The organism is Enterobacter cloacae complex sp. IR53030 (assembly GCF_049238365.1).
GTDB lineage: Bacteria > Pseudomonadota > Gammaproteobacteria > Enterobacterales > Enterobacteriaceae > Enterobacter > Enterobacter kobei.
Map to the genome: position 1 here is coordinate 266,993 of NZ_JBMKHA010000001.1, position 22,242 is coordinate 289,234.

The window sequence follows — 22,242 nt, forward strand, 5'->3', positions numbered from 1 at the left end:
TATTACTCATCGCTTCTTGCGACACGGTGATGTGACGTAATTTTTGAATGGACACTCGGGTGGCATTTATGACGCGAAAAATGACTTCTCTGCGCAGCCTGGCGGCAGGCTCTGCGCTCCTTTTCCTGTTTGCACCAACTCTCTACGCAGCAGAACAGGCTGCGCCCGAAGCGCCACCGGTGGATGCGCGCGCCTGGATCCTGATGGACTATGCCAGCGGGAAAGTGCTGGCGGAAGGCAATGCCGATGAGAAACTCGATCCGGCCAGCCTGACCAAGATCATGACCAGCTATGTGGTCGGCCAGGCCTTGAAAGCCGGTAAGATCAAGCTGGACGATATGGTCACCATCGGAAAGGACGCCTGGGCGACCGGCAACCCCGCGCTGCGCGGGTCATCGGTGATGTTCCTGAAGCCAGGGGATCAGGTGTCCGTTTCCGATCTGAACAAAGGGGTAATTATTCAGTCGGGAAATGACGCGTGTATCGCGCTGGCCGATTATGTGGCCGGCAGTCAGGATTCTTTCATTGGTTTGATGAATGGCTATGCGCAGAAACTCGGCTTAACCAACACGACATTCAAAACGGTTCACGGCCTGGATGCGCCGGGACAGTTCAGTACCGCGCGCGACATGGCGCTGTTGGGGAAAGCGCTGATCCACGACGTACCGGATGAATACGCGATCCACAAAGAGAAAGAGTTTACCTTCAACAAAATTCGTCAGCCGAACCGTAACCGTCTCCTGTGGAGCAGCAACGTTAACGTGGACGGCATGAAGACCGGCACCACGGCGGGCGCGGGCTATAACCTGGTGGCCTCTGCGACGCAGGGCGACATGCGTTTGATCTCGGTTGTGCTGGGCACCAAAACCGACCGCATCCGGTTTAACGAATCAGAAAAACTGCTGACCTGGGGCTTCCGTTTCTATGAAACCGTGACGCCGATTAAACCGGATGCCACGTTCGTCAGCCAGCGCGTCTGGTTTGGGGATAAGAGTGAAGTGAATCTCGGGGCGGGAGAAGCCGGTTCCGTGACCATTCCACGCGGTCAGCTGAAAAACCTGAAAGCCAGCTATACCCTGACCGACCCGCAGCTCACCGCGCCGTTGAAAAAAGGCCAGGTGGTCGGGACGATTGATTTCCAGTTAAACGGTAAGTCAATTGAACAGCGTCCGCTGATCGTGATGGAAGCGGTAGAAGAGGGTGGCTTCTTCAGCCGGATGTGGGATTTCGTATTGATGAAATTCCACAGCTGGTTTGGCAGCTGGTTCAGCTAATTCATCATGCTTTTCTCCCTCTCCCTGTGGGAGAGGGGCGGGGTGAGGGCATCAGACCGCCCCCCTCTCAATACATCAACTTCACCTGCTGCGCCTTCGCATGGGCCACAATTTCCTCATCCGGGCGGCAATCACTGACGATGGCGTCAAACTGCGCCAGCTCGCCCATTCTTGCAGAACGCACTTTGCCAAATTTACTGTGATCGACCACCAGCACATGGTATTGCGCGGCGCTTAATGCCCAGTGCTTTACCGGCAGCTCCTCCAGGTTAAAGCAGGTCGCCCCCTGACGCACATTCACGCCCGCGGCGGAATAGAAAGCGATGTCCGGACATAAGTTGCTGAGCGTGTCCTGCAGGTTGAGCGGCTTAAAGATAGCGTTGCTGGCGTGAAACTCACCGCCGCAGAGGATCACCCGGCACTCGGGTTTCTCCTGCAGCGCCAGAAAGGTGTTCAGGGAGTAACACACGGCGGTAAAAGGAATACTGCTGTCGATGGCTTCGATAATCCACGGCGTGGTGGTGCCGCAGTCAAAAAACAGCGTCTGGTGCGGCTGTACCAGCGTGGCGGCCAGGCGCGCGGCTTTGCGTTTCTCTTCCACCAGACGCGTTTTCTGATCGCTTATCAGATAATGGCTGGCGCTACGCGGCTCAAGCACAATGTACCCACCCAGCAGTACCACGGGAGCGCTGTCGCTGTTCAGATCACGACGAATGGTCATCTCTGAGACGCCGAGGAGGTTGGCGGCTTCCTTAAGATGCAGCTTATCACTACGCTTCAGCGCCTGAAGCAGCTGAGCTATGCGGTCATCGCGTCGTGTTTCCATAGTTCCTCAGGATAAAAAAAATGAGCCCCCGCAGGGCGGGGGCTCAGTGTAACCTGTCCGGTTGGGGTTAGTCACGTATCCAGCCTTTGCGGATCGGGAGGGCAAAAATGGCGCGATAAAGGGAAGAGAGCCCCCGGTAGAGCGCTTCACCGAAGAGATTCCACAGGATTGCCGCGCTCACGCAGCCAATCAGTCCTACCAGGAAACCGCCGACCATATCCAGCGGCCAGTGGACGCCAAGATACACGCGGGACCAGGCAATCGCCGCGGCTGCCACCATCAGCACCGCACCAGACCATAGGCGATGCCAGAACAGGAAAGCCAGCGCGAAGGTGAAGATAACCGTACCGTGATCGCTCGGGAAGGAGTCATCCGGCGCGTGGTGCAGGAAGGTATAACCGACATGGTCGACAAAAGGACGATCGTGCGGGAACGCATGGCCGAGAATATAACTAACCAGTACGCTGACCCCGAGCGCCATCGCGACTTTGATCACCAGCTGGCGCTGTGCCTTCACCTGGCTGCGAGGGCCCCAGAGCCAGAGGACAGCGGCCAGCACAGGCACGATACTAATCAGATCTTTTGCCAGGAAGGTGGCGAAATCAATCATCCACTCTGGCGAGGCCGGTGTGGCGTTGATCAGATAAAACAGCTGATAATTCAGATTCTCTAGCATAGCGTTATCACTCTTTTGCAAACCGGGTGGAAACCAGCCCGTAGACGGCCACCTGGGAAAACCAAACCCACCACCCGGCCCACAGGTTGTGAGAGAAAAAATGTGCCCCGCGCATCACCTGACCGAAGCCCATCGCCAGACCCAGCAGCACGCCGAGGACAACAAAGCTCCAGGCGAGACGTGGACGCTCGCGCCAGAAGGCAAAAAACAGCCCCATCACCATAAAACCGCTGGAGGCATGGCCGCCGGGGAAACAGCGCCCCGGCCCGCTGTCTGTCGGGACGGCGCTAAACAGGGGGTAAGACATCGCCTTCCCGCCATACTCCACCAGATCCCACGGGCAGCTGTGGTGGCTAATGCTTTTCAGTACGCCCACTACCAGCGCGCCAAGCCCCATCAGCAGCGCCGCCGTAATCAGCCTGGCGTTACGTTTGTAAGCGCCGTAAAGCAGCGCCACGGCACCTAAGGCGATGGCGATGTACTTCGCCAGACGATGGTTGAGCAAATCCAGCAGGTGGTCTTTCTGCAGCGGGAAGCTCTGCGTCGCCGCGTCATACCAAAAACCAGTGATCCATCTGTCGAGCGCTTCATCGCGCGAAAGCCACGTAAACACCACGGCAAGGACTAACAGCACGAAAAGCTGATAACCATAAAAGCGGGAGGGTAAGCGGTAAAGTCGTTTTGTCTTATTTGTCTGTAAGTTAGACAATTCTGAACGGCTGGAAGTGAGTGCCATAATTTGGGATCGTTGACGAGTAATCGGGCTATCATAAATCTGTCAACTTAAGGAAACCTTAAACGAAGACGATATGTGCTTTATTTCTGTTTATCCTCGATAAATCACTATCTCGGGCTGCGGCATTTCATTACACTCGTCGCGATTTTGTCATTTTAAAGAGATTGCATGTTAAACCGTTCTTCTTCTGGTTCACGTCTGGGTCGTCAGGCGTTGCTTTTCCCCCTGTGTCTGGTGCTCTACGAATTCTCCACCTATATCGGCAACGATATGATCCAGCCCGGCATGCTGGCCGTTGTGGAGCAGTACAACGCGGGAATTGAATGGGTGCCGACCTCCATGACCGCCTATCTGGCTGGCGGCATGTTTTTACAGTGGCTGTTAGGGCCGCTGTCGGATCGTATTGGCCGCCGTCCGGTAATGCTGACCGGCGTGGTGTGGTTTATCGTCACCTGTCTCGCTACGCTGCTGGCGCAAAACATTGAGCAATTTACCCTGCTGCGTTTCCTGCAGGGGGTGAGCCTGTGCTTTATCGGTGCCGTAGGGTATGCCGCCATTCAGGAGTCGTTTGAAGAGGCGGTGTGTATCAAAATTACCGCGCTCATGGCAAACGTGGCGCTGATTGCCCCTTTACTCGGGCCGCTGGTGGGCGCCGCGTGGGTACATGTTGCGCCCTGGGAAGGGATGTTTATCCTCTTTGCGGTTCTCGCTGCTATCGCGTTCTTTGGCCTGCACCGCGCAATGCCGGAAACGGCGACCCGTCTGGGTGAAAAACTCTCGCTCAAGGAGCTGGGCCGGGATTACAAAGAAGTGCTGAAGAATGGCCGCTTTCTGGCGGGGGCGCTGGCGACCGGGTTTGTGAGCCTGCCGCTGCTGGCGTGGATTGCGCAGTCTCCGGTCATTATCATCAGCGGTGAAAAGCTCAGCAGCTACGAGTACGGTCTGCTGCAGGTGCCGATTTTTGGCGCGCTGATTATCGGTAACCTGGTGCTGGCACGTCTGACGTCACGCCGCACCGTGCGTTCACTGATTATTATGGGTGGCTGGCCGATTGCAGCAGGGCTGATTCTTGCCGCGGTGGCGACCGTTGCGTCATCCCACGCTTATCTGTGGATGACGGCGGGGCTCAGCCTTTATGCATTCGGGATTGGCGTGGCGAACGCCGGGCTGGTGCGCCTGACGCTGTTTGCCAGCGAGATGAGTAAAGGCACGGTGTCCGCGGCGATGGGTATGCTGCAGATGCTGATTTTTACCGTCGGTATCGAGGTGAGCAAGCACGCTTACGCGATGGGTGGCAACGGTCTGTTCAGTCTGTTTAACCTCGCCAACGGCGTGCTGTGGGTTGGCCTGATGATGGTGTTCCTGAAGGACAAACGCGTCGGCAACGCCCTGCAACCGTAATCTGTTTATTCCCTCTCCCACAGGGAGAGGGTTAGGGTGAAGGCACCAGACCGCACGATATCAATTAAACGGTGCCTCCCCGTTCAACACCTTCTCAATCACATCCAGCACACCTTCCTCGTTATTATGCGGCGCTTCAAACCGCGCCACTGCTTTAATATGCGGTCTGGCATTCGCCATCGCGAAGCTGAACCCGGACTGACGCAACATCTCCACGTCGTTGCCGCTGTCACCGAAGGCAACCACTTCACTGTCCTCTATGCCCCAGCGCTGTTGCAGGATCCGCAGACCGTTGGCTTTGTGCACGCCGGGGATAATCAGGTCGATACTGCCGTGGCCGGTTGTCACGGGCACCATAATGTCGTTAAGCTTTTCATGCAGCATCGCCTGGATGCGCGGAATTTCATGGTCTGACACGTTCAGCCCAAACTTGAAGAAAATGTCGTTCAGGTTGTCGAAATCACTCACCATTTCGAGCCGGTGATAGTACTTCGCGGCGATATCCTTAAAGTTATCGTCATAGCATTTCAGCGTATAGGCGCTGTTTTTTCCGCAGGCGATAATCTCAATGCCCGGAACGTCGTTTAATACATTCGCGACGGTCTCGAAATGGGCTTTCGACAATTCACCGTTAAAGACATCCTCTCCGGCGCTCACGACCCAGCCGCCGTTCTCAGCGACGAACGCAATTTCATGCGCAATCTCCGGGAAAAAGGAGATCAGCTGGTAGTACTGGTTGCCGCTGGCGACCACGAAGCGAATGCCTTGCGCCTTCATGCGGGCGTACTGCGCCAGAAAGCGCGGGCGGTTATAGGTCTTGGCATCGCTCAGGAATGTGCCATCCATGTCGACGGCGATCAGTTTAACGCTCATATCCCTTCTCCAGTGTCGTTTGTTTCGTTTCCGGCTTTGCCACCGCGCGCGCCACCAGCGCGGCGATGATCACCAACCCTAACACCACCAGCATGGCGCTGCGCAGCCCGTAGTGTTCACCCAGGAAGCCGAGCAGCGGCGGCCCCACCAGGAAGGCGAGGTAGCCCGTTGTCGCCACCACGCTGACGCGCGTCGGGGCATCCGGCCCGGTGTCGCTGGCGGCGGAAATGGTCAGCGGGAAGCCGAGTGACGCCCCCAGTCCCCAGAGGATCACCGAGACGCCGGCAATCCAGTCCACGTCCACAAAGATAATCATCGCAATCCCCAGGCCGCCCAGCAGGGCGCTGGCGCGCACCACCGCCACGCGGCTGTAGCGGTCGATAAACCAGCCGCCGGTGAAGCGCCCGACGGTCATCCCCAGCGTAAACCCGGCGTAAATCAGCGAGCCGGAGGTCGGGCTAAAGCCGTGACCGTCCACCATCAGCAGCGGCAGCCAGTCGTTGGCGGAGCCTTCTGCAAACGCCATCGCCAGTACCACCACGCCGATCAGCATCAGCTGGAAATCGCGGTAGAAGGGGAGTCCTTTTTCGGCTGACGAGCGTTCGTCAGCGGAGTTTTTACCGGTGCCGTCCGGGATGGCCCGGATGCCGGTGAGGATCGGAATGATGCACACCAGCGCCGCCAGCAGGATATGCAGATTGGCGGTCACACCCGTGGCCGTCAGCGCCATCCCCACGCCCGCACCGGCCAGCGTACCGAGGCTATAGAAGCCATGCATCATGGGCAGCACGGTTTTGTTCATCTCACGTTCGACCGCCGCCCCTTCAACGTTGATGGCTACCTCCGCAGAACCGAAGCTGCCGCCAAATACCGTCAGCCCCAGCGCGAACAACACCGGCGAGGCAAACCACAGCGCGATGCTCAATACCACCATCCCGAACACCGCGCAGCACATGGTGGTGCGGATCACAGCTCGCGTACCAAAGCGCTTCACCAGCCATGCGGAACAGAGAATGCCGCTCATGGAACCGATCGACAGGCCGAACAGCACGATGCCCATCTCAGCCGTAGAGACAGACAAAATATCGCGAATGGCGGGCGTGCGCGTGGCCCAAGAGGCCATCAGCAGACCGGGAATAAAGAAGAACATAAACAGCGCCCACATGCGGAGCTGCAGGGTTTTACGGGGAGAGGTCAACGTCATTGGGGTAGCACCAGAAGTACAACAATAGCGACAACACTAGCAAGTTTGTGTACATTTGTACACAAACCACGTGAGGAATTTATGAGCAGACCACCGAACGATCCGCATCGCCGGGAGAAGATCCTGCAGGCAACACTCGATACCATTGCCGAGCACGGTATTCACGCCGTCACGCACCGTAAAATCGCTGCCTGCGCGGGCGTGCCGCTGGGGTCGATGACCTACTATTTTGACGGCATGGAGCCGCTGCTGGAGGAAGCGTTCACATGGTTTACGCAACAGATGTCGCAGCAGTATCGGGATTTCTTTGCGGGCGTCACCGGGCCTGAAATGGCGTGCGAGTCCATCACCACCCTGATCCACAGTTCGCAGGTGACGACGCCGCACAACATGGCGCTGATGTACCAGCTTTACGCCTTTATGCACCGCAGCGCGGCGCTCAAAACGGTGATGCAGGACTGGATGAAGATGAGCCAGACTACGCTGGAGCAGTGGTTCGATCCGGTTACCACACGCGCGCTGGATGCGTTTATCGAAGGGATGACGTTGCACTATGTGACCGACCGGGAGCCGTTAACCCGGGACGAGATTCGGGCGATGGTTGGGAGGATTGCGGGTGAGGGAAACGCTTAGACATCGCTCGTTAAGCCTGGCATTACGTATGCCCACGTTTAGAAAAGCTGGATAACGGGCTTTGGTTATTCTTTGTTGGGGTTTATTTAAGGCAACAAAAAACCCATCAACCTTGAACCAAAACGGCGGGGTTGATGGGCTCCACAAATTGGGGACATCAAAGAAAAGCAGTGGCACTAGTTATGACTGCCCCCTGATAAAAAAGTTCTGCGCGTAACAAAAATTTTTTCATTACGCGCAAACTTCAGAGTTATCCGAGTCCTGGCCAGATGATGATGATCAGCGTACCTGCCAGCGTCAGCAGTACGTTGGCGATAGCGTAGGTGCCTGCATAGCCCAGCGCCGGGATGTTGCTGCGCGCGGTGTCGCTGATAATTTCCATGGCCGGCGCACAGGTACGCGCCCCCATCATTGCTCCGAAGAGCAGGGCGCGGTTCATGCGCAGCACGTAGGCACCAAACAGGAAGCAGATCACCACCGGCACCAGGCTGACGATAAGGCCGGAAACCAGCATCTGCCAGCCCACGGCACCCAGGCTGTGTCCAATGCCGCTTCCGGCGCTTAAGCCGACACCCGCCATAAACACCATCAGACCGAACTCTTTCACCATGTTCAGCGCACCTTGCGGTATGTAGCCGAACGTTGGATGGTTCGCTCGCAGGAAGCCCAGCATGATCCCGGCGAACAGCAGACCGGCGGCGTTACCGATTCCGAAACTGAAGTTGCTGAACTGGAAGGTGATCATCCCGATCATCAGGCCCACAATAAAGAAGGCGCAGAAAGCCAGCAGGTCAGTGACCTGGCTGTGAATGGAGATAAAGCCGATGCGGTCGGCAACGGTTTTTACGCGTCGCGCGTCGCCGCTGACCTGCAAAACGTCGCCTTTGTTGAGCACGACGTTGTCGTCGATGGGCATCTCAATCTGGCTGCGGATGACGCGGTTAAGGAAGCAGCCGTGGTCGGTCAGCTTGAGCTGCGCCAGACGACGGCCAACGGCGTTATGGTTTTTCACCACGATCTCTTCGGTGACGATGCGCATGTCGAGCAGATCGCGGTCGAACACTTCTTTGCCGTTTCGGAAGCTTGGGTCGAGACGGGCATGCGCGTCCGGGTAACCCACCAGCGCGATGTCGTCGCCCATCTGCAGCACCGCGTCACCGTCCGGGTTCGCCAGAATGCCGTTACGGCGGATACGTTCGATGTAGCACCCGGTCTGGCGGTAAATCCCCAGCTCGCGAAGATTTTTCCCGTCTGCCCATGCCACCAGCTCAGGTCCGACGCGGTAGGCGCGGATCACCGGGAGGTAGACTTTACGTTTGCTGTCGGTATCCAGCCCGCGCTCACGGGCGATTTGCTGGGCACTGGTCTGCAGATCCTGATGCTGCAGTTTTGGCAGATAGCGCGCGCCGACAATCAGGCTCACCAGACCAATCAGATAGGTCAGGGCATAGCCCAGGCTCAGGTGGTCGAGCGCGGTCGAAAGCTGTGCGCCAGCCATGCCCGAATGGCGCAGGGTATCGCCTGCACCCACCAGCACTGGCGTAGAGGTCATGGAGCCTGCCAGCATACCGGCCGTTAACCCGATATCCCAGCCAAACAGCTTACCCAGTCCTAAGGCGATCAGCAGTGCGCTGCCGACCATCACCAGCGCCAGCATCAGATAATTTTTGCCGTCGCGGAAGAAAATCGAAAAAAAGTTCGGTCCTGCTTCCACGCCAACACAAAAAATAAACAACATAAAACCTAAGTTGAGCGCGTCCGTGTTAATGCTGAAGTGCTGCTGGCCTAATAATAAGGAGACGACTAAAACGCCAATGGAATTACCAAGTTGAACCGATCCCAGGCGCAATTTACCCAGGCAAAGACCCAGCGCCAGTACCACAAATAATAACAGGATGTAATTCCCATTTAACAAGTCTGCGACGTTTATATTCACGGAGGCTAACTTCTTGTTTACCAGTAAGTTGTTGAATGAAAGGACTTTTTGGGCTACTGTTTTCTGGGTCAGGGAAAGGCGTTAACGCTCCCTGTTTCCTGCTTTATTCCCTAAAACATTAGCTGGCGTGTAGTTTAATCGCATTAGCTACTGACAGCTACTGATTATCGCATCACCCTGTGCGTACTTTGGCAAGGATTGCCGCATTGCTTTATCTGACTGGGCGTCTACCCGACGAAAGTGTATTTGATAGAGATAAGTCAGGAGGATTGTTTGAATATGAAACGAAACTGGGCGGGGGTGATCAGCTGCTTTTTGCTGTTCACGGTCGTATGCATGTCGCTCGCATTTAATGTGAAGGGCGCATTCAGGGCGTCCGGGCATCCGGAGCTGGGGTTGCTCTTCTTCACGCTACCGGGAGCCGCCGCCAGTTTTCTCTCCCGTAAAGGGGAAGTGGTGAAACCGTTACTGGGGGCGATACTTGCAGCGCCATTATGTCTGCTGCTAATGCGCCTGCTGTATGTTTCAACGCGGAGTTTCTGGCAGGAGCTGGCGTGGTTGCTAAGTGCCATATTCTGGTGTGCCCTTGGCGCGCTCTGCTACTTATTTGTGCGCAGCCTGATTCAGCACCGACGGCACCACAAATAAAAACGCCCTCAGGGTGAGGGCGTCCTTTCATTACTGCTCGGCAAACAGGCCAAGATGTTCTTTGGCGTAGGCTTCAAAGTCGGTGCAACCGCCGATGTGTTTCTGATCGAGGAAGATCTGTGGGACGGTTTCAACCGGCTTACCGACTGTTTTTTCCAGATCGGCTTTGGTGATGCCTTCCGCGTGGATGTCCACATAGCGGAAATTGAAGTCATCGCGTTCTGCGGTCAGTTTCTCTGCCAGCTCTTTTGCGCGCACACAGTAAGGGCACCCTGGACGACCAAAAATTACTGCAAACATTTCTCTCTCCTCAAAAAACAAGCCTGACGGCGAATGAGACGTATAGTGCCTCATAACCTGTCGTCATTAAAGAAGGTTTCGCCTGTCGTTATAATACCTATGAGCTATGTTTCGCCAATTACACCGCGCAGATCATTGCCTATACTGGCTGCCATACGTTTTAAGCAAGCAAAGAGAGAGAAGATGACACCCACGATTGACCTGCTCCTTTCCCATCGTTCCATTCGCCACTTCACCGATGAGCCAATCACCGAGGCGCAGCGTACCGCCATTATTAACAGCGCAAGGGCGACCTCCAGCTCCAGTTTCCTGCAGTGCAGCTCCATTATTCGCATTACCGACCCGGCGATGCGTGAACAGCTGGTGACGCTGACCGGCGGGCAGAAGCATGTGGCCCAGGCCGCCGAGTTCTGGGTATTTTGTGCCGACTTTAACCGCCATCTGCAGATTTGCCCTGAAGCGCAACTGGGGCTCGCCGAACAACTGCTGCTGGGCGTCGTGGATACCGCGCTGATGGCGCAAAACGCCTTTACTGCGGCGGAATCGTTGGGACTAGGCGGGGTCTATATCGGCGGGTTGCGTAACAACATTGAAAGCGTCACCGAACTGCTGAAGCTGCCAAAACATGTACTGCCGCTGTTTGGCCTCTGCCTCGGCTGGCCGGCGGATAATCCGGACCTGAAACCGCGTATTCCTGCGGCAATGCTGGTGCACGAGAACCACTACCAGCCGGTCGATCGTGATGTCCTCAATCACTATGATGAAGAGCTGGCGAATTACTATCTGACGCGTGACAGCAATAACCGCCGCGATACCTGGAGCGAGCACATTCGCCGCACCATCATTAAAGAAAATCGCCCGTTTATTCTCGATTATCTGCATAAACAGGGCTGGGCGACGCGATAGTCCATTCTGTATGATATGAAGGCTTTTTCCATGTCTTCAGAGAGGTGCAGGGTGAAAATTGCCATATTGTCCCGGGATGGAACGCTCTATTCATGTAAACGCCTGCGAGAAGCGGCGGCAAAACGCGGACATCAGGTTGAGATCCTTGACCCGATGTCCTGCTATATGAACATCGACCCCGCCGCTTCATCTATACACTACAAAGGCCGCAAGCTGCCGCATTTTGATGCGGTGATCCCGCGTATCGGCTCCCAGATCACCTATTACGGCACCGCCGCGCTGCGCCAGTTTGAGATGCTGGGCAGCTATCCGCTCAATGAATCCGTGGCCATTTCCCGCGCCCGCGACAAGTTGCGCTCGCTGCAGCTGCTCGCCCGTCAGGGGATCGATCTCCCCGTTACCGGAATAGCCCATTCGCCGGACGACACCAGCGATCTGATAGACATGGTGGGCGGCGCGCCTTTAGTGATCAAGCTGGTAGAAGGCACGCAGGGTATCGGCGTGGTGCTGGCGGAGACGCGGCAGGCTGCAGAAAGTGTGGTCGACGCCTTTCGGGGACTGAATGCGCACATTCTGGTGCAGGAGTATATCGAAGAGGCGAAAGGGCGTGATATTCGCTGTTTCGTGGTCGGAAATGAAGTGGTGGCGGCCATTGAGCGTCAGGCCAAAGAGGGCGATTTCCGCTCTAACCTTCACCGCGGCGGCATAGCGAGAGTGGCTGATATTAGCGATCGCGAACGGGACATTGCCGTAAAAGCCGCGCAAACGTTGGGGCTGGACGTGGCGGGCGTTGACCTCCTGCGGGCGACGCGCGGGCCGCTGGTCATGGAGGTGAATGCCTCACCGGGGCTGGAAGGCGTGGAAAAAACCACGGGGGTCGATATTGCAGGTAAAATGATCACATGGATCGAGCGTCATGCCACGCCGGGCTACTGTCTGAAAACGGGCGGTTAAATGGCATTGAACGCACTTTTTGCGTAATCTATGCGAAGTTTTTATTAGAGAGGCTGCACCGCGATGGATTTACAGGTCGTACCAACACTGGATACGTTACGTCAATGGCTCGATGATGCCGGTATTACGTTCTTTGAATGTGATTCCTGCCAGGCGCTGCATCTGCCTCATATGCAAAATTTCGACGGTATTTTTGATGCCAAAATCGATCTGATTAACGACGTGATCCTTTTCTCCGCGCTGGCCGAAGTGAAGCCGTCTGCGCTACTGGCGCTGGCCTCCGACCTGTCGGCCATCAATGCCAGTTCTTTGACGGTGAAAGCATTTCTCGATATACAGGATGATAATCTGCCAAAACTGGTCGTTTGCCAGTCTTTATTCTCCGGGGCAGGGCTCTCCTTTAAGCAGTTCGCCTGGTTTATGCGCTTGAGTGAAGAGCAAATTTCCATGGTCATGATGGAAGCCAATGCACACCATCTGCTGTATAGCGCGGAAGATGATGCAGAGAATAATGATGCATCTCCCAATTTTCTTCACTAAGGCTGCCTGACTTTTGCGCAGTCGCTGCCATGGCGGCTGCATTAGGCCATTTTTTCTGCTGCTTTTAACCTTTCTTTAAAGAATTTTTCACCTCACCAAAGGCCGTTTCGGCTTATCACGTAGACTAAACCTGCATAAAAAATTGATAAAAGGCGTTTTTTCGTCTGGGCTATAGCCGGAGACACGGGCTACAGTTATTCTTGCGATGCTTCAAAAAGCGAGCGGATCCTGCCGGGTAAAGAGGTTTCTTTTTATTTTGAGCAGAGCGACAAACTATGCATGATTTTTGCATATATCCAGATTGCACAGTTTTAGTTCGTTTGTTAACGAGCTTTCAGAAGGAATAACACTATGATCGCCTTGAATAAAAAATGGTTATCGGGTCTGGTTGCGGGTGCTCTGATGGCCGTCTCTGCCGGCACGCTCGCTGCGGAACAAAAAACGCTGCACGTTTATAACTGGTCTGACTATATTGCGCCGGACACCGTGGCCAATTTTGAGAAAGAGACCGGCATTAAAGTGGTCTACGACGTTTTCGATTCCAACGAAGTGCTGGAAGGAAAACTGATGGCAGGCAGCACCGGGTTTGACCTGGTGGTGCCTTCCGCGAGCTTCCTGGAGCGTCAGCTGACCGCGGGTGTCTTCCAGCCACTGGACAAAAGCAAATTACCGAACTGGAAAAACCTCGATCCAGAAGTCCTGAAGCTGGTGGCTAAGCATGACCCGGATAACAAATACGCCATGCCTTACCTGTGGGCGACCACCGGTATCGGCTACAACGTGGATAAAGTCAAAGCGGCGCTGGGCCCGGACGTCAAGCTGGACAGCTGGGACGTGGTGCTGAAGCCGGAAAACCTTGAGAAGCTGAAAAGCTGCGGCGTCTCTTTCCTGGACGCGCCAGAAGAGATTTTTGCCACCGTGCTGAACTACCTGGGCAAAGATCCGAACAGCAACAAGGCGGATGACTACACCGGTCCGGCGACCGATCTGCTGCTGAAGCTGCGTCCAAACATTCGCTATTTCCACTCTTCCCAGTACATCAATGACCTGGCGAACGGTGACATCTGCGTTGCGATTGGCTGGGCCGGGGACGTGTGGCAGGCGGCGAACCGCGCGAAAGAGGCGAAAAACGGCGTGAATGTGTCCTACTTCATCCCGAAAGAGGGGGCGCTGGCCTTCTTCGACGTCTTCGCGATGCCAGCTGATGCGAAAAACAAAGACGAAGCGTATCAGTTCCTTAACTACCTGATGCGTCCGGACGTGATCGCCCACATCAGCGACCACGTTTATTACGCCAACGGTAACAAGGCTTCCGTGCCGCTGGTGAGTGAAGCGATCCGCAGTAATCCGGCAATTTATCCGCCAGCGGACGTGTTCGCCAAGCTCTTCACCCTGAAAGTACAGGATCCAAAAATTGACCGCGTACGTACCCGTGCGTGGACCAAGGTGAAAAGCGGTAAGTAACCCTTTGTCACAGGCCGGGCAAGCGAAGCGCCCCCGGCAACAGGCGCACCGTTCTGGTGCGCCTGCACCATGATTTGATTTCTGCCGGAGAGCACCCCGTGAATGACGCGATCCCCCGCCCGCAGGCGAAAGTCCGTAAAGCGCTGACCCCGCTTCTTGAAATTCGTAACCTCACCAAATCTTTCGATGGCCAGCATGCCGTGGACGACGTCAGCCTGACTATCTATAAAGGTGAAATATTCGCGCTACTGGGCGCATCGGGCTGTGGCAAATCAACCCTGCTGCGTATGTTAGCCGGTTTTGAACAACCCACGGCCGGGCAAATCATGCTTGATGGCGTGGATCTCTCCAGCGTGCCGCCGTACCAGCGCCCGATTAACATGATGTTCCAGTCCTACGCGCTGTTCCCGCACATGACGGTGGAGCAGAACATCGCCTTTGGCCTGAAGCAGGATAAATTGCCAAAAGCCGAAATCACCGCGCGCGTGGCCGAGATGCTGAGTCTGGTCCATATGCAGGAGTTCGCGAAGCGTAAACCGCACCAGCTTTCAGGCGGCCAGCGCCAGCGCGTGGCGCTCGCCAGAAGCCTGGCAAAACGCCCGAAACTGCTGCTGCTCGACGAGCCGATGGGGGCCCTGGATAAAAAACTGCGTGACCGTATGCAGCTGGAAGTGGTGGATATTCTTGAGCGCGTCGGCGTGACCTGCGTAATGGTGACCCACGACCAGGAAGAAGCCATGACCATGGCCGGACGTATTGCGATCATGAACCGCGGGAAGTTTGTGCAAATTGGCGAGCCGGAGGAGATTTATGAGCATCCAACCACCCGCTACAGCGCCGAGTTCATCGGTTCGGTCAACGTGTTCGAAGGGCTACTGAAAGATCGTCAGGAGGATGGCCTGGTCATTGAATCGCCGGGTCTGCAGCATCCGCTCAAGGTCGATCCTGACAGCGCCGTGGTGGACAACGTGCCGGTCTACGTCGCGCTGCGTCCGGAGAAGATCATGCTTTGTGACGATCCGCCAGCCGATGGCTATAACTTCGCCGTGGGTGAAGTGGTGCACATTGCTTACCTGGGCGATCTGTCTATCTATCATGTGCGTCTGAAAAGCGGTCAGATGCTGAGCGCCCAGCTGCAAAACGAACATCGCTACCGCAAAGGTCAGCCGACCTGGGGCGACGAAGTGCGCCTGTGCTGGGATGCTGACAGTTGTGTCGTGCTGACGGTATAAGGAGCGGCCAATGAGTACACTTGAACCTCCAGCCCGCGCAGCCAGCTGGCTGACGCGCCTTAAGATGAAGCACGGCCGCAAGCTGGTGATTGCCATGCCTTACGTGTGGCTGATCCTGCTGTTCCTGCTGCCATTCCTGATCGTTTTCAAGATCAGCCTGGCGGAGATGGCGCGGGCGATCCCGCCGTATACCGACCTGTGGGAGTGGGCAGACGGGCAGCTGACGCTGACCTTAAACCTCGGTAACTACCTGCAGCTCACCGAGGACCCGCTCTATATTGAAGCCTATCTGCAGTCGCTGCAGGTGGCGGCGATCTCGACGCTCTGCTGTCTGGTGATGGGCTATCCGCTGGCGTGGGCCGTGGCGCACAGTAAACCCTCGACGCGTAATATCCTGCTGCTGCTGGTGATTTTGCCGTCGTGGACCTCATTCCTGATCCGCGTTTACGCCTGGATGGGGATCCTGAAAAACAACGGCGTGCTGAATAACGTCCTGATGTGGCTTGGGGTTATCGATCAGCCGCTGACGATCCTGCACACCAACCTCGCGGTCTATATTGGCATTGTGTATGCCTATCTGCCGTTTATGGTTCTGCCGATCTATACGGCGCTGACGCGGATAGATTACTCGCTGGTGGAAGCCTCGCTTGATCTCGGTGCGCGTCCGCTGAAAACCTTCTTCAGCGTCATTGTCCCGTTGACCAAAGGCGGGATTATCGCCGGGTCGATGCTGGTCTTTATTCCGGCGGTAGGGGAGTTTGTGATCCCGGAGCTGCTCGGCGGGCCGGACAGCATTATGATTGGCCGCGTGCTGTGGCAGGAGTTCTTCAATAACCGCGACTGGCCGGTGGCGTCTGCGGTGGCGATTATCATGCTGCTGCTGTTGATCGTGCCGATCATGTGGTTCCACAAACATCAGCAGAAACAGATGGGAGACCACGGATGAATAACTTACCGGTAGTGCGCTCCCCGTGGCGAATTGCGATCCTGGCGATCGGCTTTACCTTCCTGTATGCGCCGATGCTGATGCTGGTGATCTACTCGTTCAACAGTTCCAAACTGGTGACGGTCTGGGCGGGCTGGTCGACGCGCTGGTACAGTGAGCTGTTCCACGACGATGCAATGATGAGCGCGGTAGGGCTGAGCCTGACCATCGCCGCACTGGCGGCAACGATGGCCTCTGTTCTGGGCACCATCGCCGCGCTGGTGATGGTGCGTTTCGGCCGTTTTCGCGGTTCGAACGGCTTCGCCTTTATGATCACCGCGCCGTTGGTCATGCCGGACGTGATTACCGGCCTTGCGCTGCTGCTGCTGTTCGTGGCGCTGGCGCATGCCATCGGCTGGCCGGCGGATCGCGGCATGCTCACCATCTGGCTGGCGCACGTCACGTTCTGTACCGCCTATGTCGCCGTGGTGATCTCCTCGCGTCTGCGCGAGCTGGATCGCTCGATAGAAGAGGCGGCGATGGATCTCGGCGCGACCCCGCTAAAGGTCTTTTTCATCATTACCCTGCCGATGATCATGCCGGCGGTGATCTCCGGCTGGCTACTGGCATTTACCCTGTCGCTCGACGATCTGGTGATCGCCAGCTTTGTCTCCGGCCCGGGGGCGACAACGCTGCCGATGCTGGTCTTCTCCAGCGTGCGCATGGGGGTTAACCCGGAGATCAACGCCCTGGCCTCTATCATCCTCGGCGTGGTCGGAATTGTCGGATTTATCGCCTGGTATTTGATGGCGCGCGCGGAAAAACAGCGCGTGCGTGATATCCAGCGTGCAAGACGCGGCTGAAGCATTTAAAATTTCCAGTGATGTGCCGCGTATCACGCGGCACTGTTTTTCAGGGAAGTAAAACATTGGGATTATTAAAAAAATCACGGCTTACGCACGCTCGTCCTAACGTTCCTGCGCTGGTACAGGTGGCGGCGCTCGCCATTATTATGATCCGCTGCCTGGACGTGCTGATGATTATGAATACCCTGGGCGTGCGCGGTATCGGTGAATTCATTCACCGCAGCGTGCAGACGTGGAATCTGACGCTGGTTTTTCTGAGCAGCCTGGTGCTGGTGTTCATTGAGATCTACTGTGCGTTTTCGCTGGTCAAAGGGCGCAACTGGGCGCGCTGGGTCTATCTGCTGACGCAGGTGACCGCCGCCAGCTACCTGTGGGCCGCCTCGCTGGGGTATGGCTATCCCGAACTGTTCAGCATTGCGGGCGGATCAAAACGCGAGATTTTGCACGCGCTGTTTTTGCAAAAACTGCCGGATATGCTGGTGCTGTTCTTCCTGTTCGTGCCTGCGTCCAGTCGACGGTTCTTCCAGTTGCAATAATGTGTATAATCGCAGCCCCCGTTATTCTTAAGGTTTTCATATGCAGTGCGCACTCTATGACGCCGGACGCTGCCGCTCCTGTCAGTGGATAGAACAGCCGGTCTCTCAACAACTCACCGCCAAAATGGCCGACCTGCAACAGCTGCTGGCTGAACACGCGGTGGGGGAGTGGTGCGCACCCGTCAGCGGACCGGAGCAGGGCTTTCGCAACAAAGCCAAAATGGTGGTCAGCGGCAGCGTCGAAAAACCGCTGCTGGGGATGCTGCACCGCGACGGCACGCCGGAAGACTTAACCGACTGCCCGCTGTATCCCGCGTCGTTTGAACCCGTCTTTGCCGCACTCAAACCGTTTATTGCGCGGGCAGGGTTAACGCCCTACCACGTCGCCCGCAAGCGCGGCGAGCTGAAATATCTCCTGCTGACGGAAAGCCAGCTAGACGGCGGCATGATGCTGCGTTTTGTGCTGCGCTCGGAAGCGAAGCTGGCGCAGCTTCGCGCGGCGCTGCCGTGGCTGCAGGCGCAACTGCCGCAGCTTAAGGTCATTACGGCAAACATACAGCCGGTGCACATGGCGATTATGGAAGGGGAGAAAGAGATCTTCTTCACCGAACAGCCTGCGCTGGCCGAAAATTTCAACGGCGTACCGCTGTGGATCCGCCCGCAAAGCTTCTTCCAGACCAACCCGACCGTCGCGAGTGCGTTGTATGCCACCGCCCGTGACTGGGTTCGGGCGTTAAACATTCATCATATGTGGGATCTGTTCTGCGGCGTGGGTGGTTTCGGCCTGCACTGCGCCACGTCTGAAATGCAGCTGACCGGGATTGAGATCTCTGCTGAAGCGATTGCCTGCGCGAAACAGTCCGCCGCCGGGCTGGGGTTAACGAATCTCCACTTCCAGGCGCTTGACTCTACCCAGTTCGCCACCGGCCAGGGCAATGTGCCGGAACTGGTGCTGGTCAACCCGCCGCGACGGGGCATCGGAAACGCACTCTGCGATTACCTGAGCCAGATGGCACCGGATTACATCGTCTACTCCAGCTGCAATGCGCAGACCATGGCAAAAGATATCGCCAGCCTGCCGGGCTACCGCATTGAACGCGTTCAGCTTTTCGATATGTTCCCGCATACCGCGCATTACGAAGTGTTGACGTTGTTAACCCGTAGGCCGGGTAAGGCGTAGCCGCCACCCGGCATGAACCCCGCACAATGTTCAACAAAATGTGAACTCTTCCCCCGCTCGAAATCAGGTAAGCTTACGTCATAAGAAATGATTGAAGGCTGACCCATGAAGCACATCCTGCTGGTGGAAGACGACCACGATATCGCGGCGCTTCTGCGACTCAATTTAGAAGACGAAGGCTACGCCATCACCCACGAGCCCGACGGGGGCAGCGCCCTGCAGCGCCTGGAAAAACAGCCGTGGGATGCGGTGATCCTCGACCTGATGCTCCCGAACGTTGACGGGCTGGAGATTTGCCGACGCATCCGTCAGATGACGCGCTACCTGCCGGTCATCATCATCAGCGCCCGCAGCAGCGAAACCGACCGCATTACCGGGCTGGAAACCGGTGCCGATGACTATCTGGCTAAGCCGTTTTCGGTGCAGGAGCTGATTGCCCGCATCAAAGCGCTGTTCCGCCGTCAGCAGGCGATGGGGCAGGCACAAACGGACGGGCAAATTCAGGCGCACGGTTTGACGATCGACCCGCTGGCGCGCAGCGTCCTGCTCCACGGACAGGTGGTGGATCTCACCCCGCGCGAATTCGAACTGCTTTACTTCTTTGCCCGCCACCCTGGCGAGGTGTTTTCCCGTCTGGCGCTGCTGGAGCAGGTCTGGGGTTATCAGCACGAAGGCTATGAGCATACCGTCAACACCCATATCAACCGCCTGCGCATCAAGATTGAGAAGGACGCTGCCGAGCCGGAAATCGTTCGCACCGTCTGGGGTAAGGGATACAAATTTGCGGAGCCAACGCCTGATGCGTCGCTTTAGCCTCAGCCAGCGCCTGACGCTGCTGTTCATTCTGCTGATGATGCTCTGCGCCACCGTCGCCTGCGCGGTACAGCTCTACACCAGTACGCAATACGGCAACGCGATGGTGCAGCGGTTGTCGGGCGGACTGGCGCAGCAGATCGTCCAGCGGGAACCGATTCTCGACGCGCAGGGCAGGGTTGACCGCAGTTCGCTGAAACCGCTCTTTGACCGTCTGATGACCTTTAATCCGAGCGTGGAGCTCTATGTTGTCTCACCCGACGGCGATATCCTGGCCGATGCCGCCCCGCCGGGGCATATTCAGCGGCAAAAAATCGATCTGGCACCGGTTCAGACCTTCCTGAGCGGCACCGCCATCCCGGTACTGGGCGACGATCCGCGCAGCCAGAACAAAAAAGTCTTCAGCGCCACGCCGCTGCGTCAGGACGGCGAGCTTAAGGGCTACCTGTACATTATTTTGCAGGGCGAGGAGTCGAATGCGCTGGCGGACATGGCCTGGCATAAGGCGCTGTGGAGCACGGTGCTCTGGTCATTGCTGTGGGTTGCACTGTTCGGCCTGCTGGCGGGATTACTGGTCTGGTACTGGGTGACGCGTCCGGTTAAACGCCTGACGGAAGAGGTCACCGGGCTTGAGCAGGACAGCATTAGCGCAATCAGGCTGCTGGCAGCAGAGCCGCCGGACGTCGCGGCCAATGACGAAGTGGCACGCCTGCGCAACAGTTTTATCGAGCTGGCGCGCAAAATCACCCGCCAGTGGGATCAACTGGCCGACAGCGATCGCCAGCGCCGGGAGTTTATCGCCAATATTTCGCACGATCTCCGCACGCCGCTGACCTCTCTGCTGGGTTATCTGGAAACGCTGTCGCTGAAATCCACCACGCTGACGCCTCAGGAGCACCAGCAATATCTCGCCACCGCCCTGCGTCAGGGGCAAAAGGTACGCCATCTTTCCCAGCAGTTGTTTGAGCTGGCGCGTCTTGAGCACGGCGGTATTAAACCGCAGCGCGAGCGTTTCGCGATGGCGGAGCTGATTTCCGACGTGGCGCAGAAGTTTGAGCTCACTGCCCGCACGCGAGAGGTCAATCTGCATATTGACGTGCCTGGGCCGTTGCCGCTGGTCAATGCCGATGTATCAATGATCGAGCGCGTGGTGACCAATTTGCTGGATAACGCAATGCGTCATACGCCGACCGGCGGGGAAATTCGTCTGGCGGTCTGGCAGGAGAATGAACAGCTTCAGGTCGAAGTGGCTGACAGCGGTACGGGCGTGGATGCGTCGCTGCGCGACGATCTGTTCCAGCGGCCTTCAGCGTTGAACACTCAGGCCTCGCGGGAGAACCGCGGCGGGTTAGGGCTGTTAATCGTCAAACGGATGCTGGAGCTGCACGGCGGTGGAATACGGCTCATGGAGTCGGTGAGTGGGGCACGATTCAGGTTCTTTGTGCCGTTGTGAGAATTGCCGGGTGGCGCTGTGCTTATCCGGCCTACAAAACCCCCCTCGTAGGCCGGGTAAGGCGAAGCCGTCACCCGGCAAAACACCTTACTGCGGGAACCACTGCTCGCTGATTTTCTGGTACGTACCGTCAGCTTTAATCGCTTTCAGTGCGCCGTTCAGTTTTGCAAGCAAGGCTTTGTTATCCGGACGTACCGCGATGCCGAGGCCGGTACCGAAGTACTGTGGATCGGTCACTTTCTCGGTCGCCGTGCCCAGCTGTGGGTTGGTTTTCAGCCACTCGTTGACCACGGCGGTATCGCCGAAGACGCCATCAATACGGCCATTTTTCAGGTCGATAATCGCATTCTGATAGCTGTCATAGGCCACGGTTTTCACTTCAGGATGTTTGTCCTGCAGGTATTTCTGGTGCGTGGTGCCGTTTTCCATCCCGATGCGTTTGCCTTTCAGCTCGTCGAAGGACTTATACGCCCCTTTCTTCGCAATCACTACCGCCGAGTTGGCGTAGTACGGGTCGGTGAACGCTACCTGCTTGCTGCGCTCTGGGGTGATGTCCATTCCGGAGATTACCGCATCGTATTTTTTGAACTTCAGCGACGGGATCAGGCTGTCAAAGGCGTGGTTGGTAAAGGTGCAGTCGGCCTGCATCTGTTTGCACAGCGCTTTCGCCAGGTCGATATCGAAACCGACGATCTGGTTGCTGGCATCCAGCGATTCAAACGGCGGATAGGTGGCGGACACGCCAAAATTGATTTTATCCGCTGCGGATGCGCCTGCTGCGAACGTTGCCAGTAATGCGGCCAGAACTAACTTTTTCATGGTAATGCTCCCGTCTGTCTTATTTATGCGCCGTGTCTGCGGCCTGG

At 56.7% G+C, this 22,242-nt stretch carries 23 protein-coding genes; 15 read left to right on the forward strand and 8 right to left on the reverse strand.

Features of this window, described 5'->3' with window-relative positions:
* Positions 1 to 68: 68 nt before the first annotated feature.
* The gene (gene dacC, locus ACOTXR_RS01315; protein WP_045268580.1) at positions 69 to 1,274 is read left to right on the forward strand and encodes a serine-type D-Ala-D-Ala carboxypeptidase; all 1,206 of its coding nucleotides are present in this window, start codon (positions 69 to 71) and stop codon (positions 1,272 to 1,274) included.
* A 67-nt stretch (positions 1,275 to 1,341) separates the two neighbouring features.
* On the opposite strand, the gene deoR is transcribed toward dacC, so the two are convergent.
* From deoR to ACOTXR_RS01330, 3 genes are all read right to left on the reverse strand, one after another.
* Positions 1,342 to 2,100 (reverse strand): DNA-binding transcriptional repressor DeoR, encoded by a 759-nt coding sequence (gene deoR / locus ACOTXR_RS01320; RefSeq protein ID WP_014883141.1) that lies wholly within the window; start codon positions 2,098 to 2,100, stop codon positions 1,342 to 1,344.
* 67 nt (positions 2,101 to 2,167) lie between these two features.
* On the reverse strand, positions 2,168 to 2,776 hold the full coding sequence (gene ybjG / locus ACOTXR_RS01325) for an undecaprenyl-diphosphate phosphatase (protein WP_014883142.1): 609 nt from the start codon (positions 2,774 to 2,776) through the stop codon (positions 2,168 to 2,170).
* 7 nt (positions 2,777 to 2,783) lie between these two features.
* Positions 2,784 to 3,512 carry a phosphatase PAP2 family protein gene (locus ACOTXR_RS01330; protein WP_058690437.1) on the reverse strand — a complete coding sequence of 243 codons (729 nt, stop codon included), beginning with the start codon at positions 3,510 to 3,512 and terminating at the stop codon, positions 2,784 to 2,786.
* 168 nt (positions 3,513 to 3,680) lie between these two features.
* Between ACOTXR_RS01330 and ACOTXR_RS01335 the strand changes: the two genes are divergently transcribed.
* Positions 3,681 to 4,913: an MFS transporter gene (locus ACOTXR_RS01335; protein WP_014883144.1), complete on the forward strand. Its 1,233-nt coding sequence runs from the start codon at positions 3,681 to 3,683 to the stop codon at positions 4,911 to 4,913.
* Positions 4,914 to 4,973: 60 nt separating this feature from the next.
* Here the strand turns inward: ACOTXR_RS01335 and ACOTXR_RS01340 are convergent, their stop codons facing one another.
* Positions 4,974 to 5,786 carry a Cof-type HAD-IIB family hydrolase gene (locus tag ACOTXR_RS01340; RefSeq protein WP_014883145.1) on the reverse strand — a complete coding sequence of 271 codons (813 nt, stop codon included), beginning with the start codon at positions 5,784 to 5,786 and terminating at the stop codon, positions 4,974 to 4,976.
* Positions 5,776 to 6,990, reverse strand: coding sequence for an MFS transporter (locus ACOTXR_RS01345; RefSeq protein WP_014883146.1), 1,215 nt, complete (start codon positions 6,988 to 6,990; stop codon positions 5,776 to 5,778). Before ACOTXR_RS01345 ends, ACOTXR_RS01340 begins: the two co-directional genes overlap by 11 nt.
* Positions 6,991 to 7,071: 81 nt before the next feature.
* On the opposite strand from ACOTXR_RS01345, the gene ACOTXR_RS01350 reads away from it, so the two are divergent.
* Entirely contained in the window at positions 7,072 to 7,623 is a 552-nt protein-coding gene (locus ACOTXR_RS01350) for a TetR/AcrR family transcriptional regulator (protein WP_047624657.1), read from the forward strand.
* 250 nt (positions 7,624 to 7,873) lie between these two features.
* On the opposite strand, the gene ACOTXR_RS01355 is transcribed toward ACOTXR_RS01350, so the two are convergent.
* Positions 7,874 to 9,559, reverse strand: a complete 1,686-nt coding sequence (locus tag ACOTXR_RS01355; RefSeq protein ID WP_014169303.1) for an aspartate:alanine antiporter — start codon at positions 9,557 to 9,559, stop codon at positions 7,874 to 7,876.
* Between the two features lie 279 nt (positions 9,560 to 9,838).
* On the opposite strand from ACOTXR_RS01355, the gene ACOTXR_RS01360 reads away from it, so the two are divergent.
* Complete coding sequence (locus ACOTXR_RS01360) at positions 9,839 to 10,207, forward strand: inner membrane protein YbjM (RefSeq protein ID WP_014883148.1); 369 nt, start codon at positions 9,839 to 9,841, stop codon at positions 10,205 to 10,207.
* A 30-nt stretch (positions 10,208 to 10,237) separates the two neighbouring features.
* Here ACOTXR_RS01360 and ACOTXR_RS01365 read toward each other — a convergent pair whose 3' ends face one another.
* The gene (locus tag ACOTXR_RS01365) at positions 10,238 to 10,507 is read right to left on the reverse strand and encodes a GrxA family glutaredoxin (RefSeq protein WP_014883149.1); all 270 of its coding nucleotides are present in this window, start codon (positions 10,505 to 10,507) and stop codon (positions 10,238 to 10,240) included.
* A 183-nt stretch (positions 10,508 to 10,690) separates the two neighbouring features.
* On the opposite strand from ACOTXR_RS01365, the gene nfsA reads away from it, so the two are divergent.
* The 11 genes from nfsA (at position 10,691) to ACOTXR_RS01420 (ending at position 21,376) form a co-directional block, all read left to right on the forward strand.
* A complete protein-coding gene (gene nfsA, locus ACOTXR_RS01370) occupies positions 10,691 to 11,413 on the forward strand; it encodes a nitroreductase NfsA (protein ID WP_058690436.1) in 723 nt (240 codons plus the stop codon).
* Between the two features lie 51 nt (positions 11,414 to 11,464).
* The gene (gene rimK / locus ACOTXR_RS01375) at positions 11,465 to 12,367 is read left to right on the forward strand and encodes a 30S ribosomal protein S6--L-glutamate ligase (RefSeq protein ID WP_032628797.1); all 903 of its coding nucleotides are present in this window, start codon (positions 11,465 to 11,467) and stop codon (positions 12,365 to 12,367) included.
* Between the two features lie 63 nt (positions 12,368 to 12,430).
* Positions 12,431 to 12,907: a YbjN domain-containing protein gene (locus ACOTXR_RS01380; RefSeq protein ID WP_003858385.1), complete on the forward strand. Its 477-nt coding sequence runs from the start codon at positions 12,431 to 12,433 to the stop codon at positions 12,905 to 12,907.
* A 351-nt stretch (positions 12,908 to 13,258) separates the two neighbouring features.
* Positions 13,259 to 14,371: a spermidine/putrescine ABC transporter substrate-binding protein PotF gene (gene potF, locus ACOTXR_RS01385; RefSeq protein ID WP_014883152.1), complete on the forward strand. Its 1,113-nt coding sequence runs from the start codon at positions 13,259 to 13,261 to the stop codon at positions 14,369 to 14,371.
* A 98-nt stretch (positions 14,372 to 14,469) separates the two neighbouring features.
* On the forward strand, positions 14,470 to 15,603 hold the full coding sequence (gene potG, locus ACOTXR_RS01390) for a putrescine ABC transporter ATP-binding subunit PotG (RefSeq protein ID WP_023332502.1): 1,134 nt from the start codon (positions 14,470 to 14,472) through the stop codon (positions 15,601 to 15,603).
* Positions 15,604 to 15,613: 10 nt separating this feature from the next.
* The gene (gene potH, locus ACOTXR_RS01395) at positions 15,614 to 16,549 is read left to right on the forward strand and encodes a putrescine ABC transporter permease PotH (RefSeq protein WP_014883154.1); all 936 of its coding nucleotides are present in this window, start codon (positions 15,614 to 15,616) and stop codon (positions 16,547 to 16,549) included.
* Positions 16,546 to 17,391, forward strand: coding sequence for a putrescine ABC transporter permease PotI (gene potI, locus ACOTXR_RS01400; protein ID WP_014883155.1), 846 nt, complete (start codon positions 16,546 to 16,548; stop codon positions 17,389 to 17,391). Before potH ends, potI begins: the two co-directional genes overlap by 4 nt.
* A 20-nt stretch (positions 17,392 to 17,411) precedes the next feature.
* Entirely contained in the window at positions 17,412 to 17,930 is a 519-nt protein-coding gene (locus ACOTXR_RS01405; protein WP_058690435.1) for a YbjO family protein, read from the forward strand.
* Between the two features lie 40 nt (positions 17,931 to 17,970).
* A complete protein-coding gene (gene rlmC, locus ACOTXR_RS01410; RefSeq protein ID WP_058690434.1) occupies positions 17,971 to 19,110 on the forward strand; it encodes a 23S rRNA (uracil(747)-C(5))-methyltransferase RlmC in 1,140 nt (379 codons plus the stop codon).
* Positions 19,111 to 19,215: 105 nt separating this feature from the next.
* Complete coding sequence (locus tag ACOTXR_RS01415) at positions 19,216 to 19,923, forward strand: response regulator transcription factor (protein WP_014883158.1); 708 nt, start codon at positions 19,216 to 19,218, stop codon at positions 19,921 to 19,923.
* Complete coding sequence (locus ACOTXR_RS01420) at positions 19,907 to 21,376, forward strand: sensor histidine kinase (RefSeq protein WP_045281115.1); 1,470 nt, start codon at positions 19,907 to 19,909, stop codon at positions 21,374 to 21,376. The genes ACOTXR_RS01415 and ACOTXR_RS01420 overlap by 17 nt, the downstream gene beginning before the upstream one ends.
* Positions 21,377 to 21,463: 87 nt before the next feature.
* Here ACOTXR_RS01420 and artJ read toward each other — a convergent pair whose 3' ends face one another.
* A complete protein-coding gene (gene artJ, locus ACOTXR_RS01425) occupies positions 21,464 to 22,195 on the reverse strand; it encodes an arginine ABC transporter substrate-binding protein ArtJ (RefSeq protein WP_014883160.1) in 732 nt (243 codons plus the stop codon).
* Positions 22,196 to 22,242 lie beyond the last annotated feature (47 nt).

What these genes read in the sequence shown, in the direction of transcription:
- ACOTXR_RS01340 (WP_014883145.1), bottom strand. Translation starts at nt 5,786, where the DNA reads ATGAGCGTTAAACTGATCGCCGTCGACATGGATGGCACATTCCTGAGC.
- potH (WP_014883154.1), top strand. Translation starts at nt 15,614, where the DNA reads ATGAGTACACTTGAACCTCCAGCCCGCGCAGCCAGCTGGCTGACGCGC.
- artJ (WP_014883160.1), bottom strand. Translation starts at nt 22,195, where the DNA reads ATGAAAAAGTTAGTTCTGGCCGCATTACTGGCAACGTTCGCAGCAGGC.
- ACOTXR_RS01360 (WP_014883148.1), top strand. Translation starts at nt 9,839, where the DNA reads ATGAAACGAAACTGGGCGGGGGTGATCAGCTGCTTTTTGCTGTTCACG.
- ACOTXR_RS01415 (WP_014883158.1), top strand. Translation starts at nt 19,216, where the DNA reads ATGAAGCACATCCTGCTGGTGGAAGACGACCACGATATCGCGGCGCTT.
- ACOTXR_RS01335 (WP_014883144.1), top strand. Translation starts at nt 3,681, where the DNA reads ATGTTAAACCGTTCTTCTTCTGGTTCACGTCTGGGTCGTCAGGCGTTG.
- rlmC (WP_058690434.1), top strand. Translation starts at nt 17,971, where the DNA reads ATGCAGTGCGCACTCTATGACGCCGGACGCTGCCGCTCCTGTCAGTGG.
- potF (WP_014883152.1), top strand. Translation starts at nt 13,259, where the DNA reads ATGATCGCCTTGAATAAAAAATGGTTATCGGGTCTGGTTGCGGGTGCT.
- nfsA (WP_058690436.1), top strand. Translation starts at nt 10,691, where the DNA reads ATGACACCCACGATTGACCTGCTCCTTTCCCATCGTTCCATTCGCCAC.
- ACOTXR_RS01380 (WP_003858385.1), top strand. Translation starts at nt 12,431, where the DNA reads ATGGATTTACAGGTCGTACCAACACTGGATACGTTACGTCAATGGCTC.
- dacC (WP_045268580.1), top strand. Translation starts at nt 69, where the DNA reads ATGACGCGAAAAATGACTTCTCTGCGCAGCCTGGCGGCAGGCTCTGCG.
- potI (WP_014883155.1), top strand. Translation starts at nt 16,546, where the DNA reads ATGAATAACTTACCGGTAGTGCGCTCCCCGTGGCGAATTGCGATCCTG.
- ybjG (WP_014883142.1), bottom strand. Translation starts at nt 2,776, where the DNA reads ATGCTAGAGAATCTGAATTATCAGCTGTTTTATCTGATCAACGCCACA.
- ACOTXR_RS01405 (WP_058690435.1), top strand. Translation starts at nt 17,412, where the DNA reads ATGTGCCGCGTATCACGCGGCACTGTTTTTCAGGGAAGTAAAACATTG.
- deoR (WP_014883141.1), bottom strand. Translation starts at nt 2,100, where the DNA reads ATGGAAACACGACGCGATGACCGCATAGCTCAGCTGCTTCAGGCGCTG.
- ACOTXR_RS01350 (WP_047624657.1), top strand. Translation starts at nt 7,072, where the DNA reads ATGAGCAGACCACCGAACGATCCGCATCGCCGGGAGAAGATCCTGCAG.
- ACOTXR_RS01330 (WP_058690437.1), bottom strand. Translation starts at nt 3,512, where the DNA reads ATGGCACTCACTTCCAGCCGTTCAGAATTGTCTAACTTACAGACAAAT.
- ACOTXR_RS01345 (WP_014883146.1), bottom strand. Translation starts at nt 6,990, where the DNA reads ATGACGTTGACCTCTCCCCGTAAAACCCTGCAGCTCCGCATGTGGGCG.
- ACOTXR_RS01365 (WP_014883149.1), bottom strand. Translation starts at nt 10,507, where the DNA reads ATGTTTGCAGTAATTTTTGGTCGTCCAGGGTGCCCTTACTGTGTGCGC.